Below are 17967 nucleotides of genomic sequence, written 5' to 3'. Positions count from 1 at the left end.
AATGAAACGGATTACCCAGATTGCCCTGTTGTTGATTGTTGGCCTCACTGCGCAAGCGCAGGACAAAAAAGCCAAAGACCTGCTCGATCAGGTAACGGCCAAGGTCAAGAGTTACAACAACATCGTGATCGACTTCAAGTATGCCCTGAACAACAGCAAGGAAAACATCAACCAGGAAAGCAAGGGCAACGTGACGATGCAAGGCAACAAATATGTGCTCAATTTGATGGGCGTCACCAAAATGTTCGACGGCAAGAAAATCTACACCATCAACCCCGAAGACGAAGAAATCACGATCCAGAAGTTCAACGAAAAGGACGACAAGGACATCTCCCCTTCTAAGCTGCTTACCTTTTTTAACACCGGCTACAAGTTTTACTGGGACATTACCCAAAACGTCAAGGGCCGTAAGATCCAGTACATCAAGCTTGTGCCGACGGGCAAAGACCAACGCAAGGAAATCCTGCTCGGGATCGACAGCCAGACCAAGAACATCTACAATTTGATCGAAGTAGGGAAAAACGGCACACGCACCACGCTCACCGTTAATTCTTTTAAAACCAACCAACCTTTATCGAAAAATCAGTTTACCTTTGCCGAGAGTAAATATTCCAATTACATCATCAACAGGTTAGACTAATTTTTTTGTGAAAATCCTCGACAGATACCTGCTCAAAACCTTTGCCGGGACCTTTGGTTCGGTATTCGTCATTCTCTTTTTTATTTTCATCCTACAAACCGTTTGGCTGTTTATCTCGGAACTCGCGGGCAAAGACCTCGATGTGTTGATGGTGATCAAGTTCCTGATGTTTGCCATGCCGCGCATCATCCCGCTGGTGTTGCCGCTGTCGATCCTGCTCGCGTCGATCATGACCTTCGGGAGCTTGGCCGAGAACTATGAGTTTGCCGCCATGAAATCGTCGGGGATCTCGTTGCAGCGCGCGCTCAAGGGGCTTACGATTTTTATCCTGGTGTTGAGCGTTTGCGCGTTCGTTTTTGCGAACAACGTCATCCCATATGCCGAATACAAATTCATCAACTTCCGCAAAGACATCGCGCAGATGAAACCCGCCATGGCCATCGCCGAAGGCCAATTCAACGATGTGGGGTCCTACAACATCAAGGTCGAGAAAAAATCGGGCCAGGACGGCAACCACCTTACCGGCATCACCATCCACCGCAAAAGCAACCAGTTCGAGGGCGTCAAGAACGTCATCAAGGCCAAGGACGGTGAACTCGTGGGCAACGAAAACTCGAACATCCTACAGCTCGTGCTCAACGACGGCTACTATTACGAAGATATCATCCCGAAGAAATACGAGGAAAAAAAGAAGATGCCGTTCGCCAAGAGCTCGTTCAAGAAATACATAATCAACCTCGATTTGTCGAAACTCAACAACCCCGAGGGCGTCGACTACGAAATCTCGAACACCAATACGATGCTCAACGTAAGCGAGCTGCGCTACACGCTCGATTCGCTTGGCAAGAGCTACAAAAAGGATGTGGTGTCTTTTGGCGACAACATCTACCAACGCACGGGCATCAACTACATCCACAGGAAATCAGCCGACTCGACCAAAAAGGCGTTCCCGACGGGCAAAGACATAACCGCCGGGCTTACTTCGTCACAAAAAGCCGACGTGCTCAAGGTGGCCTCGGGCAACCTCTCGAGCGCCAAATACCAGATCGAAGGCACCAAGATCGAATTGCAGACCAAGCAAAAACTCATCAACAGCCACTGGATCGCGTTGTACGACAAATTCGTGATCGCCTATGCGTGTTTGCTGATGTTCTTTATCGGCGCGCCGCTCGGGGCCATCATCCGCAAGGGCGGACTGGGCCTGCCGATTGTTTTTGCCGTGTTGATCTTTATCGTGTACCATTTTGTCAATACGTTCGGCAAGAAGCTCGCGTCTGAGAACGGCATCACGCCCTTTTTGGGTTGCTGGATGTCGACGATGATCCTCACGCCGTTTGCCATCTTTTTGACGCACCGCGCCACCAACGACCGCCAGATCATCATCGATTTCGACTGGCTCATCGACCCCGTGCGCAAAATGTTCGGGCGCAAGGAAAAAACCGACAAAGCCGACGCCGACCGTATCATCAACCTGGCCGCCGTGCAAGGCCCTAAGGACAGCGAATGGGACGCCATGGCCGAACAATCCGATGCGGTGCTGATCGGGACGGTATACAACGCAACCAAATTCAATTATTCGAAAGCCAAGGTCACTGGTGCGCTCAAGATACTCGAGCAGCGCGGCATCACGCAGGAAGACCTGTTGCGCGACGGCAAGCTCTACAACCGCGACTACGAAAGGCTGCAACAAGTGGTCGAGGACTACCGCTCGGACGGCAACGTGACCTTTGGGCTGTATGTGGTGGTGTTCATCCTGTCGTTGGTGGTGCAAAACAACCGCAACCTGATGTGGCTCATCATACCATTTTTTGTTTTGTTTGTCGTGTTTTGGATTTGCGTATTCCGCACCGAGAAAAAACTCGAAGAAATCGAAAAACTCACCCAGCGCAACATAGGCCCGAACATCTACATCGCCATGATCGTGGGTTGGGCGTTTTACTTCATCCTTTATTTCAACAACCGACGCGCGCTGCAAAAGGCGCTGCAGGAAAGCAACGTATAACAATGTCTGTCGAAAAAATACAACTCAATACGATCGAAGAAGCGATCGAAGACATCCGTCAAGGTAAAATCATCATCGTGGTCGACGACGAAGACCGCGAGAACGAAGGCGATTTTCTGGCCGCCGCCGAGGTAGCCACGCCCGAGATGGTCAACTTTATGGCCACGCACGGCCGCGGGCTCATTTGCGCGCCGCTCACCGAAAGCCGTTGCAAGGAGCTCGGGTTGCAATCGATGGTACAGGTAAACACCGACCACATGGAAACCGCGTTTACCGTATCGGTGGATTTGCGCGGACACGGCGTAAGCACGGGCATTTCGGCCTCGGACCGCGCCAAGACCATACGCGCGCTCGTGGACGGCAACACCAAGGCGCACGATCTGGCGCGACCGGGGCACATTTTTCCGCTGATCGCCAAGCAGGGCGGCGTACTCAGAAGAACAGGCCATACCGAGGCCGCCATCGATTTTGCGCGACTGGCCGGGTTCAAGCCCGCGGGCGTCATTTGCGAAATCATGAACGAGGACGGCTCGATGGCGCGTTTGCCCGAACTGGCCGACATCGCCAAGAAGCTCGACCTCAAACTGGTATCGATCGAAGACCTTGTGGCCTACCGTATGCAGCACGACAGTTTGATCGTCAAGAAAGAAGACTTCGATATCGAGACGCGTTTTGGGACGTTCCGCCTGCGCGCCTACCAGCAAACCACCAACAAACAGGTTCACATTGCGCTGACCAAGGGTACGTGGAACTCGGGCGAACCGGTGCTGACACGTATCAACTCGACGCTGGTGAACAACGACATCCTGGGCACGCTCACCAACGACGCCGACAAAAAACTCGACGGCATGTTCCAACGCATCAACGACGAAGGACGCGGCGCGATCTTGTTCATCAACCAGGAATTGGCCGACAACAGCCTTTTGAACCGTATCGTCGAACTCAAATCGCTGCAGGCCAAGGGCGACTTCAAGGCCCCGCCGATTGTGATGGACGTCAAGGATTTTGGCATCGGCGCGCAAATTTTGCACGACATCGACATCTGCAAGATCAGACTGGTCTCGAACTCCGATTCGGAAAGCACCAAGCGTGTGGGGATGATTGGGTATGGGTTGGAGATTACGGAGTATGTGAGGTATTGAGCGACGAAGGACGAAGGACGAAGGACGAACAATCAACTGTCAAAAAAAGTATCGATGAATCCCTGTAACTTATGCAGCAGCATCTCGCCGATGCTTTTGCGTTGTAGGACCGACGGTTGCTGGTCGAGCGTTTGGATCACCTCCTGCCTTGTAGGCATCCGCTGCGAAAACAGATAGTCTTCGATCAATTCCTTTAGCTTCGCACCGTTAATGTTTTCCTCCTGGACAAACCTTTCGAACGCCTTTTGTTTCTCGATGTCCATAAAATCATCGAACCCCTGCTCGACCTGGTCTTTGTCGATCAGCGGCAGGTTTTCTAGAATAAACTTCTCGATCAGCTCACGTTTGCTGCGCAGTTTGACATCGCCCGCCACCATATCAAGAATTTCCTTTTGCCTTTTTTGCTTTTCGGCCGGCGCCATGTTGTTGAGCTTGGACAACAGCCCCATGATATAGGAAACGGTAATATCGTCGCGGTGGATGAGTTCGAGTTCAAAATCCACTTCGTCCAAAATGGATGTCTTTTGCTTGGTGTCGTTCTTGACCTTGTCGTACAAATCGAGGTACTTGCTCTTGTAATCCTCGAACTCCTGCAAATCCATATCAAGATCATCGAACGTAAAATCGGCAAACGATGTCATGACGTTGCGCAAACGCATGATTTCGCGGAATGCTTTGATGAACGCCAATTCGTCGTCTTCGCCCAACAAATCGTCGACCGAAGCTACCGTAGGCGCAATGTCGCCCATTTTGGCATAGGCTTCGTTGAAATCGTCTACATAATTGCGGTACGGCTTCATGATGATGATTTCTTTGGCGTCTTTGTTCGAGAACAGCGCAATGGCATCGTCGGTGGCTTTCTTGAGGTTGCGGAACACCACCACATTCCCTTGCGATTTCTTTTGCCCGTAAATCCTGTTGGTTCTCGAATAAGCCTGTATCAAGCCGTGGTAGCGCAGGTTCTTGTCTACGAACAACGTGTTGAGGCTTTTGCTGTCGAAGCCCGTCAGGAACATGTTGACCACAAACAACAGGTCGATCTTTTTCTTGCGGACCTTATCGGAAATATCATTGTAGTATTTGTAGAACGATGCGCTGTCCTTGGTCGTGAAGTTCATCCCGTGTTCCTGGTTGTATTCCTGGATGTAGGTTTCGAGCTTGTCGCGGGTATGCATGGCGTTGTAGGTTTCGCGCGGATCGGCCACATCGTCAAAATCCTGGTAATCTTCGGTAAAATCCTTCTCGCCTTCGTTGGCGTTATAACTAAAAATCGTGGCGATGCTCAAATCGTGCTTGCCCTCGCGCTTGCGTTTCCTGAACAGGTCGTAGTATTTGATCAGGGTGTCTACGTCGCTGATGCAAAACATGGCCGTAAATTCCTTGCGGTGGGTTTTGGACGGATGCTGCTCTATGATGTACTGCGCGATCTTCTCGAGCCGTTCGGGACTTTCCATCAATTCTTGGGTATCGATGGCTTCGACCTCGATGTCGATCTCGTTGCGCGTATCGCCTTTTTCGCGGTACCGCCCTACATATTCGACGGCAAAACGAAGCACATTCTCGTCCTTGATCGCATCGGTGATCACGTATTGGTGCAGCTTTTCGTCGAACAACATGGCCGTGGTTTGTCGAATGCCCGACTTGGCCATCGAATTCTCGCCGAATATGGGCGTGCCCGTAAACCCAAACATCTGGTAATTGTTGAAATACGACTTGATCTTCTTGTGCGTGTCGCCAAACTGCGAACGGTGACATTCGTCGAAAATGAAAACGATCTTTTGGTCTTTGAGCTTGTCCATCACCTTGAGGTGGTGCTCTTTGGTTACGGCCGTATACAATTTTTGGATGGTAGTCACGATAAGCCGCGTACCATCGTCGGCGAATTGCTTGACGAGCGACTTGGTGTCGTGCGTACCGTTGACGCTGTCGGGTGAAAATTCGTTGAATTCCTTGGAGGTCTGGTAATCGAGATCGCGTCGGTCTACACAAAAAACCACCTTGTCTACCTTGGGCAGTTTCGACAAAATCTGGCTGGCCTTGAACGACGTGAGCGTTTTCCCCGATCCGGTCGTATGCCAGATGTAACCGTTTTTGCCCGTCGTCTTGACGCGGTCGATGATGCGCTCTACGGCAAAATACTGGTAAGGCCTGAGCACCATAAGCGCCTTGTTGGTCTCGTGCAGGACGATGTATTTGGTGATCATCTTGCTCAGGTGGCATTTCTCCAAAAACAGGTTGGTGAAATCGGCCAATTGCGAGACGCGTTTGTTGTGCTCGTCTGTCCAGTAAAAAGTTTGCTTGAAATCGGGTTTTTGGCCCGTAAAATTCGAGAAATATTTGGTGTTGACCCCGTTGCTGATCACGAACAATTGCACAAAATTGAACAAGCCAAGCGATGCCCCGAACGAATGTTTGCTGTAGCGGCTGATTTGGTTGTAGGCCTCCTTCATCTCGAGCCCGCGGCGCTTGAGTTCGATTTGCACGAGCGGCAATCCGTTGATGAGCAGCGTCACATCATAACGGTTCTTGTACGACCCTTCCATCGTGATCTGGTGGGTGACCTGGTATTGGTTCTGGCACCAATGCTCCATGTTCAGGAACTCGATGTACACGACCTCGTTGGCATCGTTGCGGAACGAGAACTTGTCGCGCAGCAATTTGGCCTTTTCAAAGACGTTGTTGGTCTTGGTCAGGTGGTTCAGGATGAGCGCAAAATCGTTGTCGGAAAACTTTTTGTTGTTGTGTTTTTCGAGTTGCGATTTGAGGTTGCCGAGCAAATCCTGTTCGCCTTTGATGGTGACGTTTTCGTAGCCGTTGGAGATGAGTTGGGCGATGAGGGTTTGTTCGAGGATGTGTTCGGATTGGTGGGTCATGTTAGGCTTACATTGAGTTCGTTTTGAGGGTAAATATCTCCTATTCAATTCTTATACAACCTTCTGTGTCACGAGGTCTTTTGCTTTTTAATAACCAACAAGCTGAATTATCATCTTCGATAGCAATATATTTTGAGCGACTTTTCTTGTCTAAAATTTCAGGCTCTTTAATCAATCGTAATTTCCAATTAGGAAATGATAAAGGAGCCGAAAAATCCTCGACGATTTCTTTTAGGTCTTTTTCAATTAATAGCAATACTAATTTCTTGAAATATTCCCGGTGCTCACTATAAAGGAAGTACTCCAACTCTCTAAACTTATCGAATAGTCTTCTCTTGGTGGCGCCAACGGTATACCAATAAGACCACCAATAGTTATAGAAGCCGTAATGTCCGTTAACATCAATCGTTAGAAAGGCCCTTCGCAAGTCATTTGTTAAGGCGTTTTCTGATGAAAAAAATTTGACAAAAACATTTTTTATGTTTTTGAATAGTTCCTCATCAAAATTCTCGGGATTGTTGTCGTAGTCCATACAATAAAACATGAAGTCTATTTTCCCCCTCAAAAGTTCATTATCTTCCGCTTCAAATATCAAATCTTTAGTTTGAGGTCTAGATATTAATATTTTTGCCTTATTTCGCTCTTCTTCAACTTGATCTTTAGCAAACTGCGATCTAACGGAATCAACGGATGCAAGAGCCGAGTAAATATCGCTGCTCATGGCTGCGAGTTCGTTTATCAAATTAATAGCACCGTCAAAGGCTTGAGGACTTCGAACTACGTCAGGTCTATTTCCGTCTTTATCTATATCCGCTCTAGAAACTATGTTCCTTATAACACGCATCCAATCCTGAAAATTTCCAAGATCAAAATTTGGATTTCTCTTTAGATATTCTGTTTGTGCAAAAAAGAGGACTTTTTGTGTGTAGGTAGCACTATTTACTTGAATCTGTGAATAATTATTATCATCGAAAACTATCTCTGACAAAACCGACTTCCTAAAAGAATGTCTCCACATCGGAAAATTTAAAATAAGTTCAGTTGACTCAAGATTAGTATAGAGCTCGAAAATATCGTACAAGTACTTAAACCCATGACTTGTAAAATCGTTCGGCTTTACAGAGTTCGGCCTCTCTTGCAACTTATTTATTATCGAAGCTCTTTCATCGATTCTGCCGGCAGTTCTCTCAATTGATTGCATTATCATTGCAATTGTTGCAATAAGTCGCATAAACGCCTCATCCACCGTTTGATTTTTTTTAAAATGACACCACAGAAAATCAGTCCAAGTTGTATCTATTTTTAACGCTAAAGTTTTTTCTACTGAAACCCCAGCCTCCCACTTTTCATCATCAATATACTTTTGAAAACTTGCTTTAAAATTTTCAAAGGGAGTTAATAATTTTCCTCTGGCATTCATCTTTATGTACAAATCGTCGGTTAGTCCAATGTTCTCTAATTCCACATAATAAAATGAAATTAGATTTGGTTTACTGACGAGTTTTTCCCACAGATTTTCTGTTGAAAAAAACAAACGATGTATATCGTCAATCGTTCTTAGCATAGAGTCGATAGTTGGATCGTTCTTCCACGATAAAAAGAACCAATTTGAATCTACGATCAAATCGCTTAGAAATTCGATGTCATCAACTATATCAATTTGACTTTCGGTTAAAGCTAAACAAAAATCTCTTGAAGTAATCCTGGTTTCGTAAGTAAAATTCTTCAGATTGTTTTGGTAACTACTGACGTTTATTTTTGATTTCGCCGCGGCGTACCAATATAAAAGATATAAGGTTGTAAGCCGTTGCTGGCCGTCAAGTGGTTGGAAAGTGTTGTTTATTTTGCTTCCATAAACGAAATCGAGTTTAATGCTCTTGTTGGATTCCACACATTCCAGCAACGCTTTAAGAAAATTTTCCCTTAGCTCCTTTTTGTCTTTTCGACCCTGCGCGTAATCTCGTTGGATGATTGGTATTTCTATTTTTTCAATTTCGGTCAATTCTGCGAAACCAATTGTCTTCCCTTTATATACGGTTGTATCTGCCATAATTATACTTCTAAATAATTTTGTAAAACATTGTAAAGGTCCTTCTCGTAATTTTCTCGGTCGTCCTGAGTCCAAAATGATATTCTTGGCGGGTATTCACTGAAATATTTGAGGAAAACATTTTTTGTGCAAATTGGGATAAAAACACCTTCCTTGTCGCGATTAATAATTGTTTTTCGCTTGAGTGGAAATACGGCGTTCTTGTAACCTCTGTTAGTTTCGGAGTCCAATAGTGTTAGGTTAGAAAGATCGTTAATGTCCTCATCTTTTATATCGGAATTGAAATGGGAAACGATGTCTTCAAACAAGCTCTTAAAATCATCATTGTTATTGACGTCGCAATTTGGAATTTTTTTAAGTAAATCCTTCCCTTCCTTTTTAGATTCGTCTATAAAAATTGATGCATCGTTTAGCCAATCCCTTCGATTTTTATCAGGCATTGTGTCTTTTACCGAAGTGATGTGTTCAATATCCCAACTGCCATTTTTAAAAATATCGAAAGGAAAATACGAGTTGTCCTTCTGACTTGATAGCATTGTTAAAATGTTATAAAGTAATAATATGTTTTTCACCTCATTATCGCCATACTGAAGATTTTCTAGCTCGACTCCCACAAGACTTTCCCGAATTGTCAGGTCAAGGTAAGTCCGAAAATCCTTTTTCGTCATACTTGCTGAACTTTCATACAACTGTTTGATCGTTACCGCACCGCTGTAAATCAAATATCCAATTTTATGATATAGCTCTCGCTCATGATACCACTCGTTAAATCGTTGAAAATAGTCTTTCACCTCTTTCCAATTTTTTTCAACCGCTATCTGTGTTTTACTTTTAAATTTCTTGCTAAAAAATCTAAATGCGGAATAATCGTCAGATTCGTCAATCTCTTCATTCATCAAGTCGAAAATAAATTCGATACGATTGGTTGCAACCTTATTGCCCGTTAAAAAGTACCAGAATTTATTATTTTGAAATTTGCTCTCGATTTGATCCCATTCTGTTGCAATCTCTAGTTGGCGTAACTTCAACTTTTCGAAGTCTTTTTTATCAAAATTGGAACTATTAAGAAAAAGAGCTTTTATTAACTCCGCATTCGTAAGCGGGATTTTTCCAATATTAATCCTAGTAAAAACTGCAATCGGGTTATCCTCGTTACTTTGATACCAAATTACTTTTGAATTAAATTTAAACTTCGACCTAAAGTTACTGTTATCAAAATTGCTTCCTTGATTGCCAAACCATTTTTCAATTGTCTTATACGCCTTACTTATATAATAGAAATCAATATTCTCATCGTTAAATTCTGGATTGTCGCCGAGATTTTCTAAAAAAACTTTAGTATCATTCCTCGTTTCGTAATCAAGGTGAAAAAGCTTGTCCCGACGTTCTTCTTTAAAATCCTGATTCAAATAATGCAAAATTAAATAGATGGTAGTAAGCCGTTGTTGTCCGTCAATTACCTCGAGCTCGTCGTCACTTCTACTCTTTACGACTATCGGCTGTAAACAGTACCAAGATTTTTCGTCAGAATCGCCGATTTGCTTTGGGACGAATTCGTTGATATCGTCAAGTAGTTCTCGTACTTCTTTATCAGTCCACTTGTATCCTCTTTGATAAGATGGAATATAAAATGACAATTCACTAAGTTCATTGATTGTCTTCAACTCTAAAATATTTTCCATACACTTATTAGTTTAATTTTATCATGTTTACACAAACATATCCGCCAACAACCCCTTCTTCCACCTCTCCATTTTCTCAATCTGCACCGCTACATGATTGATCTTCTCATCGAGGGCGGTGATTTATTGTTTATTTTTTATTGTTATTTTTTATTGGCTAAACGAACATTTCGGCGAGTAGGCCTTTTTTCCAGGTTTCCATTTTATCGATTTGGGTGGAAACGTGGGCGATTTTGTCGTCGATCGCGGTGAGGACCTATTATTTTTTATTTTTTATTGTTATTTTTTATTAACTACACAAACATATCAGCGAGCAGGCCTTTTTTCCAGGTTTCCATTTTCTCGATTTGGGTGGAAACGTGGGCGATTTTGTCGTCGATCGCGGTGAGGACCTATTATTTTTTATTTTTTATTGTTATTTTTTATTAACTACACAAACATATCAGCGAGCAGGCCTTTTTTCCAGGTTTCCATTTTTTCGATTTGGGTGGAAACGTGGGCGATTTTGTCGTCGAGCGCGGTGAGGAATTGGGCGATTTTGGTTTGTTCTTTTTTAGTCGGAAAAGGGAATACAAATCCATTTAGACTTTTTGTCGTAATCTGATTGATTGTTGCGCCTAAATGCTCATTTACCTGCTTTAAAAAAATTGGCGACTTGAACAAATGAAAAAGAAAGTCATTAAATTCACTTCTGTAAATCGTCATAAAAGCACCGAAAGCCGCCCCTTCATTTTCTTTTTTTATTAACGCAGACTTACCAATCAAATCTCTACTTCCATTTCTTGCGCAAATGAGAATGTCATTTTCTTTGACGAAGTTCTTCTCCGAAATCTCCATCGTAACAAAAACATTGTCCTTAAAAGATAAAACACCATCTTGAATATTGGAAGAACGCAGCACCAAAGTGCCGTTGCTTTCGACTACATCATCTGGAGAATAGGTTAGTCCAATAAAACTCTTTCCTATTTCTCCTAACGTTTTCTCCTCCCACTCCCCAAAATCCTTTCCCCCATCCTTAAACCGCACCTCCTGGCTAAAGATTTTTTGCATCATGGCTTTTTTGTATTGTTCGAGGAGGGATTTCTTTTTTCTGAGGAGATTTAATTTATCGTCAACAACGCTAAGAAACGTACCTATCTTTTCTTGCTCCTCGATAAAAGGAAACTTGAAAACCAATTTTCTTAGCTCAACCATAGTCAAAGCCCTTTGTGTAGAACCAATGGAGGTCTTCTCGATGTCCTTCTTTTTAAGTTCAAGTAATATTTCTAAGAAACGACTACTCTCGGAAATCTTTCTAAACCATATTAAATTTCCATCCTTAAAATAAAAGGGGCTCTCATTTTTTATTCGCAAAACATTTCCAAGTGTTCCGACCGCCGTCATTAAAATATCATCAAGTTGGGGGACGCCGAAAGATTCTTTGTAACCATAATAAGCTTCTTCGGAAATATATAGAATTTCGGTCGGTTCAATATCTTGCCTTAATTCCGTGATTTCTTTACCTCGATAAAAAGGAATGCCTTTTTCCACATAATCGGATAGATACACGCGTTTACTTGATGTTAGTTCCGCTATTGTTCCGATACTTTTCCCCTTCCATTCTCCAACAAACCCCGGAAATCTTAAACTCGGCACCAACCCATTTTCAAATTGTCTCATTTTCAAATTTTCAAATTAAAAAGGCGCACTAATCCCCAACTCCCCACAAAACCCCGCAATCACCCTATCGGTTTCAACCATCGCCTTATCGAGTTCCCGCAATTCCAAAGCCACCGCATCCAAATCGATCTTCTCGGCTTCCTCAAACGTATTGACATACCGCGGAATGTTCAAATTGTAATCGTTGGCCTTGACGGCTTCGAGACTGGCGGTGCTTGAAAATTTATCGATCACGGCGCGGTCGCGGTACGTTTCGGCAATCTTGTCGATGTGTTCGGGCCGCAGCACGTTTTGGTTCTTGACCTTTTCGAATTCCTTGCTCGCGTCGATGAACAGGATATCGTCGGGGAATTCGCGGCATTTCTTCAAAACGAGGATGCACGTCGGGATGCTTGTGCCATAGAACACATTGGCCGGCAGCCCGATGATGGCGTCCACATAATTGCGGTCTTCGATCAAATATTTGCGGATGTGTCCTTCGGCCGCGCCACGGAACAAAACGCCGTGCGGCGCGATACAGGCCATGATGCCGTTGTCGTCGAGTTGGTGTACCATGTGCTGGATGAACGCAAAATCGGCCTTGGTCTTGGGCGCGAGCTTGCCGTATTGCGCGAAACGCTCGTCGTTCATAAACAGCGGATTGGCGCTCCATTGGGCCGAGAACGGCGGATTGGCCACGATGGCTTCGAAACGCAAATCGAGGTGCTGCGGCCGTTCGAGTGTGTCCTCGTGCCGGATCGTAAAATCGTGGTAGGACACATCGTGCAGGATCATGTTCATGCGCGCCAGGTTGTAGGTCGTACGGTTTTGTTCCTGTCCGTAAAAGTGCGCGACATCATCCACTTCCTTGGCCACGCGCAAGAGCAGCGAGCCCGAGCCGCACGTAGGGTCGTATACCGATTTGAGCCTGCTTTTGCCCGTGGTCACGATTTTAGACAGTATGGTAGACACGGCCTGCGGCGTATAGAACTCGCCCGCCTTTTGCCCGGCACCCGCGGCAAATTGCCCGATCAGGTATTCGTAGGCGTCGCCCAGAACGTCGCCCTGCGAGTCGCCCAGGTTAAAGTCGATGGCGTTGAGCGCGGTGATGATCTTGACGATGATGGTGTTGCGGTCGGCCACGGTACGCCCGATCTTGCCCGAATCGAGGTCGATGTCATAGAACAGGTTGTCGAAATCTTCTTCGGATTCGGTGCCCATGGTGCTTTTCTCGATGTCCTTCAAGATGCGCGCGAGGTCTTCGAGAATGAAATTGCCCGCGCTCTCGTGCGCGTCGTCGTCCTTGGCTTGTTTGGCGTTGCCTTTCTCGGCCAGGCTCTTGAACAAGTCCGACGGTTTGAGGAAAAAGCCGATCGAGTTGATGGCGTCTTCGCGGATGTGTTCGAGGTATTCCTTGCCATCGGCAGACGTTTCGTCGATTTGGGTGTAGCCGATGCCATCGGGCACGAGGATCTTGTTGGCGTGGGCCTCCATCTTTTCTGACAGGTATTTGTAAAAGATGAACCCAAGGATGTAATCCTGGAACTGGTTGGCGTTGATCTTGCCGCGCAGGATGTTGGCGATGTTCCAGAGCTGCGTTTCGAGCAGGCGTTTTTGTTCTTCTGACATGGTAGTTGCTGTAAACGAAAGGGTTGCATTGCCCCCGAAAAAAACCGATGGGGCAAGCCAAACATAGCGATAATTTTCGAGATGCCGAAACCCACCGGAAAACAAAAAAACATGATGCGCAAACAGTGCGGTACGGCAAGGTGTGGGATACGCAATGCCGTTGCGCTTTGAAGATTGTGGGTTGTGTCAAAATTTTTGTGTCAAAAAAAATTGACACAAAAAAATTGACACAAGGAGACTTTGGCAAAAAAATTGCCTCCTCGAAGTTGAAACACCAACGATCATGAAAAAACAAAACGCACTCCGCAACCTGCTTGGCATCACGCAACAGGAAATGGCCGTTTTACTCAATGTGAACAGAAGCCAATGGTCTATGTACGAAGGCGGCAACCGCGACCTTCCGGCCCATGCCGCGCAACTGTTGACCGAAATACTGATGCACACGCAATCGCCCGACTTTAAAAAGGCCGATGAAAAACCCGCAAATACCGCCGCCGATAGGCAATGGCTCACCCGTTTGCTGGCCGAGAACGAATACCAGCGCCTGCGTTTGCAACGGGAACAGGCTACCCTCGAGAAGCAACAGCACAAACAACACAGCCGTCAACTGCTGGCCGGGTTTGTGGCACACCGCAAAAAAACGAACAAACAACACCCCTGGCCGCTCGTGGCACCCAAAACAGCCACCGCAACCCAGGACCACGAAAGCCGTACACGGCTGCTGGAGTATGCGTTGCGGCTCGAAGTGCTGGCGTTCGAAAAAAACCTGCTCGAATCGAGGCTTGCCGACCTCGATGGCAAAACCGCCCGGTAAATCTTGTCGGTATCGCATTGGATCGATTGGCGTACAACCCCCTAAACCCAACACCATCAACGGCTTAAAAACCCCAAAAAAATAAATTGTTTTTTTTACCCAAATAGTTTTTGCAGAATAGAAAACCTTGTTATATTTGCATCCGCATTGGGCAACTGATGCGACTTATTGGAGGAATGGCAGAGTGGTCGATTGCGGCAGTCTTGAAAACTGTTGACTGTAACAGGTCCGGGGGTTCGAATCCCTCTTCCTCCGCAAAGAAAAACCGAGAGCATCGCTCTCGGTTTTTTTGTTTCCGCACGCGTCAAAAGCCACCAGCTTTTGTAAGCGGACGGAAACAAAAAAACACAAACGCCACCGGCGTTTGGTTTTTCTTTGCCCCGGATTCCCTTAAACGGGATCACGCAGTAATCCCTTCTACATCCAAGCGAATGCCTAAGGCGTTCGCCAACGAATGTCGCAGACGTTTGGTTTTCCCTACCCCAAATTCCCCAAAACGGGATCACGCCAGTAATCCCTTCTACATCCAAGCGAATGCCTAGGGCGTTCGTCCATAGCAAATACCACCCGCGTTTGGTTTTCGCCCCAAATTCCCGACCGAAATCACAAAACAATCAACGGTTTTACCCCTCGACGCAATCGATCCCAAACCTCGACCGCACAAACGAACACCACCAACCTATATGCTTCCACATATAAACCAAACAAAAAATACAAAACTATATGCTTTTACATATAATTTACTATATTTGCCTGTAATCGATGTAAAAGCATATAATCATGACCAGTTTAGCCGAGTTCGTCAAGACCAAAAGAAACGAAGTAAACCTCACACAGGAAGCCTTTGCCGAACGCGCAGGCGTTGCGCTTACGGTCATCCGAAAAATAGAACAGGGCAAAGAAAACCTGAACCTCGAGAAAGTAAACCAGGTACTCAAAATGTTTGGGCACACGTTGGCGCCCGTCAATGCGCGTGAACTGTCCCGAACCAACGACCGGACACCATGAGAAGTGCCGCCATTTATTACCAGGAGATTCTGGCAGGAACCCTTACTGAAACAGATGAGGGCGACTACGTCTTTCAGTACCAGGAGGCCTACATCAAAGCGCATCCGAAACAACCCATTAGCGTGACCATGCCGGTGACCGCCAAGCCGTATACCGAGAAACGCTTGTTTGCCTTTTTCGACGGATTGATCCCTGAAGGATGGTTGTTGGACATCGCGTCCAAAAACTGGAAAATCAACCCCAATGACCGCATGGGGCTGCTGTTGGCCTGTTGCCAAAATTGTATAGGTGCGGTAAGCGTTCAATCTATGCCGGATGAAAATGAATAACAAATGTTTGTACTGTTATCGGCCACTGGACGATACCGCGACGGGTGACTTTCACGAGCGTTGTAGTTTGGATTTTTTTGGAACCAAACAACAACCAGCTTTCGGACATTCGCTCGCGCAAATGGCCGATTTGGCAAAAAATGTGGTCGAACGAAGCGTGGCCGTCCCGGGCGTACAACCCAAATTGTCGTTATCCCTGGTGCACGACGCGCTGCAGGATGGGCACAACGGACGCTTGACAGTGGTGGGCGCGTTGGGCGGGAATTATATTTTCAAACCGCCTTCCGACCACTTCCACGAAATGCCCGAAAATGAGCACGTCACCATGCGTATCGCCCAAGCGTTCGGGATCAATGTCGTCAAATCGAGCCTTATCCGACTGCAATCGGGCGAACTGTCGTACATCACCAAACGCATCGACCGTACCGATACCGGGGCAAAGATCCACATGCTCGATATGTTCCAAATCACCGAAGCCTTCGACAAATACAAAAGCTCGATGGAAAAAGTAGGCCGGGCGCTGGACGAATATTCCAACAATACATTGCTCGATAAATTGTATTTTCTCGAATTGGGTATTTTCAGTTTCCTGACGGGCAACAACGACATGCACCTGAAAAACTTCTCGATGATCCATAACGGGGACGCATGGGTATTGGCGCCTGCCTACGATTTGCTCAACGTGGCCATCGTAAACCCCAGCGATACCGAGGAACTCGCCTTGACACTCGAAGGAAAAAAGAAAAAACTCAAATGGGAGCATTTCGACAGATTGGGCAAGGCTTTGGACCTGAACGACAAACAGATCAACGGCATCGCCAAACGCTTCCAAAAAAACAAGCCGCTCGCCCACCAATGGATCGACCGCAGCTTCCTTTCCGAATCCTATCGGGAAAAGTACAGGGCGCTGTTGGAGCAGCGTTATGCGGTGTTGTTTTCGTGAGCGGCAAAGACGCGATCGCTTCTTTACGGAGAATTCCCTAAACAAAACCGCACCCATAGTTTCCTATCTGCAATCCCAGCTACCCCCTGTGTTTTGCCATAAAAAAACACCAACAGTCGCGTTGGTGTTCCTACTTTTTACAGCTGGCATTTATGGCCGTGGCACAGCATCGTCCAAATAGTCCTTTACGCTCATTTTAATCATGTAGTGGTCGGAAAGGAACCGGTCGTGCATCTCCAAGTCGGCCGAACGCAACACATACTGACGGCTGTATTTGAACTCGGGGCGGTCTTTGGCCACAAAAAACCGATCGAACGGCGCCCCGCTGTAATCCTTGCTCCAATAGGTAGACGTGTCGTTGTTGTTCAGGTCGATGAACCCGTGGTCGACAAAAGTCTCGATGGCCGGCTCGTCGTTCTTGAGGATGTTGGTATCGCCCAGCAAAACAAGGCTAGGGTCTATTTGTGGTCGCAACTTTGCCAGCTCAACGCACAGGGTTTCGGCTTCCAACCCACGCACCTGCCGGTTTTTGGTTACCCCGCCATAGTTCGATTTCATGTGTAGTGGCACCACACAAAGTTCGCGTTTCTCCCATACGATTTGCCACTTCCCGTCGGCATCCTTGCGCCAGACGTCTATTTTCGAAAAGAAATTAACCACGTGTGGCTTGCGGTCCCAAAGCGAAAGATCGCCTTCTTTGTGTTTGACATCCAAAGCTTGAACGTCGCCCAAGGTCAAACGGTCTGTATTCCACAAAACCGCACAAAGTTGCGACCGGTCGCCGTCCGAACGATTGGGCAGGATCAGGTATTTCCAAGGGACGTCGAGGTGTTCTTCGAGCAGGTAACACACGATGTCCAAATCTGAATTCCGGCGTTCGGTATGCGCATGGCTCGGGATGATGGGCTGGTGCGGTGCCATCCGAACTTCCTCGTCGGTAGGCGTGAGATACACTTCCTGGAGCGCGATCAAATCAATACCGGCCATTTCGATGTGGTCGGTCAAGGCATAGGCACTCTGTCTTCTTTGGGCTCTTGCTTGGCCCGACAGGTGCTCGATGTTCCAACTGGCAATTTGTAAAAAACTCATGGTACTAAGGTTTAAATGATTGATTCCGTTCATCTTCAAACCCCACATGACCAGGATTCGAATGGAATCAAAATTGACATTTAAACCGTTACAGGCCAATCTATTTTTGCCTACCCCGTTTCAGGGCT

General features: G+C 46.4%; 12 protein-coding genes, 1 tRNA gene and 1 pseudogene. 8 read left to right on the top strand and 6 right to left on the bottom strand.

Features of this window, described 5'->3' with window-relative positions; translation table 11 throughout:
- Nucleotide 1 precedes the first annotated feature (1 nt).
- The 3 genes and pseudogenes from BLP55_RS01170 (at nucleotide 2) to ribB (ending at nucleotide 3784) form a co-directional block, all read left to right on the top strand.
- Complete coding sequence (locus BLP55_RS01170) at nucleotides 2-640, top strand: outer membrane lipoprotein periplasmic chaperone LolA1 (RefSeq protein ID WP_244503389.1); 639 nt, start codon at nucleotides 2-4, stop codon at nucleotides 638-640.
- Nucleotides 641-647: 7 nt separating this feature from the next.
- Nucleotides 648-2063, top strand: a pseudogene (locus tag BLP55_RS01165) (LptF/LptG family permease); the annotation flags it as partial.
- Between the two features lie 581 nt (nucleotides 2064-2644).
- Nucleotides 2645-3784: a 3,4-dihydroxy-2-butanone-4-phosphate synthase gene (gene ribB / locus BLP55_RS01160; protein ID WP_091140327.1), complete on the top strand. Its 1140-nt coding sequence runs from the start codon at nucleotides 2645-2647 to the stop codon at nucleotides 3782-3784.
- 32 nt (nucleotides 3785-3816) lie between these two features.
- Here ribB and BLP55_RS01155 read toward each other — a convergent pair whose 3' ends face one another.
- From BLP55_RS01155 to BLP55_RS01135, 5 genes are all read right to left on the bottom strand, one after another.
- Nucleotides 3817-6657, bottom strand: coding sequence for a type I restriction endonuclease subunit R (locus BLP55_RS01155; protein WP_091140325.1), 2841 nt, complete (start codon nucleotides 6655-6657; stop codon nucleotides 3817-3819).
- Nucleotides 6658-6697: 40 nt separating this feature from the next.
- On the bottom strand, nucleotides 6698-8707 hold the full coding sequence (locus BLP55_RS01150) for a DUF262 domain-containing protein (RefSeq protein WP_091140323.1): 2010 nt from the start codon (nucleotides 8705-8707) through the stop codon (nucleotides 6698-6700).
- Nucleotides 8708-8709: 2 nt separating this feature from the next.
- Complete coding sequence (locus tag BLP55_RS01145; RefSeq protein WP_091140321.1) at nucleotides 8710-10389, bottom strand: DUF262 domain-containing protein; 1680 nt, start codon at nucleotides 10387-10389, stop codon at nucleotides 8710-8712.
- Nucleotides 10390-10818: 429 nt separating this feature from the next.
- On the bottom strand, nucleotides 10819-12048 hold the full coding sequence (locus BLP55_RS01140) for a restriction endonuclease subunit S (protein ID WP_091140319.1): 1230 nt from the start codon (nucleotides 12046-12048) through the stop codon (nucleotides 10819-10821).
- 15 nt (nucleotides 12049-12063) lie between these two features.
- Nucleotides 12064-13656, bottom strand: a complete 1593-nt coding sequence (locus BLP55_RS01135; protein WP_091140316.1) for a type I restriction-modification system subunit M — start codon at nucleotides 13654-13656, stop codon at nucleotides 12064-12066.
- Nucleotides 13657-13939: 283 nt separating this feature from the next.
- Between BLP55_RS01135 and BLP55_RS01125 the strand changes: the two genes are divergently transcribed.
- The 5 genes from BLP55_RS01125 (at nucleotide 13940) to BLP55_RS01105 (ending at nucleotide 16750) form a co-directional block, all read left to right on the top strand.
- Nucleotides 13940-14470, top strand: coding sequence for a helix-turn-helix domain-containing protein (locus tag BLP55_RS01125; RefSeq protein ID WP_091140311.1), 531 nt, complete (start codon nucleotides 13940-13942; stop codon nucleotides 14468-14470).
- Between the two features lie 170 nt (nucleotides 14471-14640).
- Nucleotides 14641-14725: transfer RNA gene (locus BLP55_RS01120), tRNA-Ser, on the top strand.
- A gap of 525 nt (nucleotides 14726-15250) precedes the next feature.
- Entirely contained in the window at nucleotides 15251-15478 is a 228-nt protein-coding gene (locus tag BLP55_RS01115; protein WP_091140309.1) for a helix-turn-helix domain-containing protein, read from the top strand.
- Nucleotides 15475-15807: a HipA N-terminal domain-containing protein gene (locus tag BLP55_RS01110; RefSeq protein ID WP_091140307.1), complete on the top strand. Its 333-nt coding sequence runs from the start codon at nucleotides 15475-15477 to the stop codon at nucleotides 15805-15807. The genes BLP55_RS01115 and BLP55_RS01110 overlap by 4 nt, the downstream gene beginning before the upstream one ends.
- Nucleotides 15794-16750: a HipA domain-containing protein gene (locus tag BLP55_RS01105; RefSeq protein ID WP_449403945.1), complete on the top strand. Its 957-nt coding sequence runs from the start codon at nucleotides 15794-15796 to the stop codon at nucleotides 16748-16750. Before BLP55_RS01110 ends, BLP55_RS01105 begins: the two co-directional genes overlap by 14 nt.
- A gap of 150 nt (nucleotides 16751-16900) precedes the next feature.
- On the opposite strand, the gene BLP55_RS01100 is transcribed toward BLP55_RS01105, so the two are convergent.
- Nucleotides 16901-17839 (bottom strand): exonuclease/endonuclease/phosphatase family protein, encoded by a 939-nt coding sequence (locus BLP55_RS01100; protein WP_139149552.1) that lies wholly within the window; start codon nucleotides 17837-17839, stop codon nucleotides 16901-16903.
- Between the last annotated feature and the right edge of the window lie 128 nt (nucleotides 17840-17967).

Origin of the sequence: Flavobacterium caeni (assembly GCF_900101895.1) — a bacterium.
Classification (GTDB): Bacteria; Bacteroidota; Bacteroidia; order Flavobacteriales; family Flavobacteriaceae; genus Flavobacterium; species Flavobacterium caeni.
Note: the sequence above shows the minus strand (reverse complement) of the source record. Positions and strands in the feature narration are given on the sequence as shown.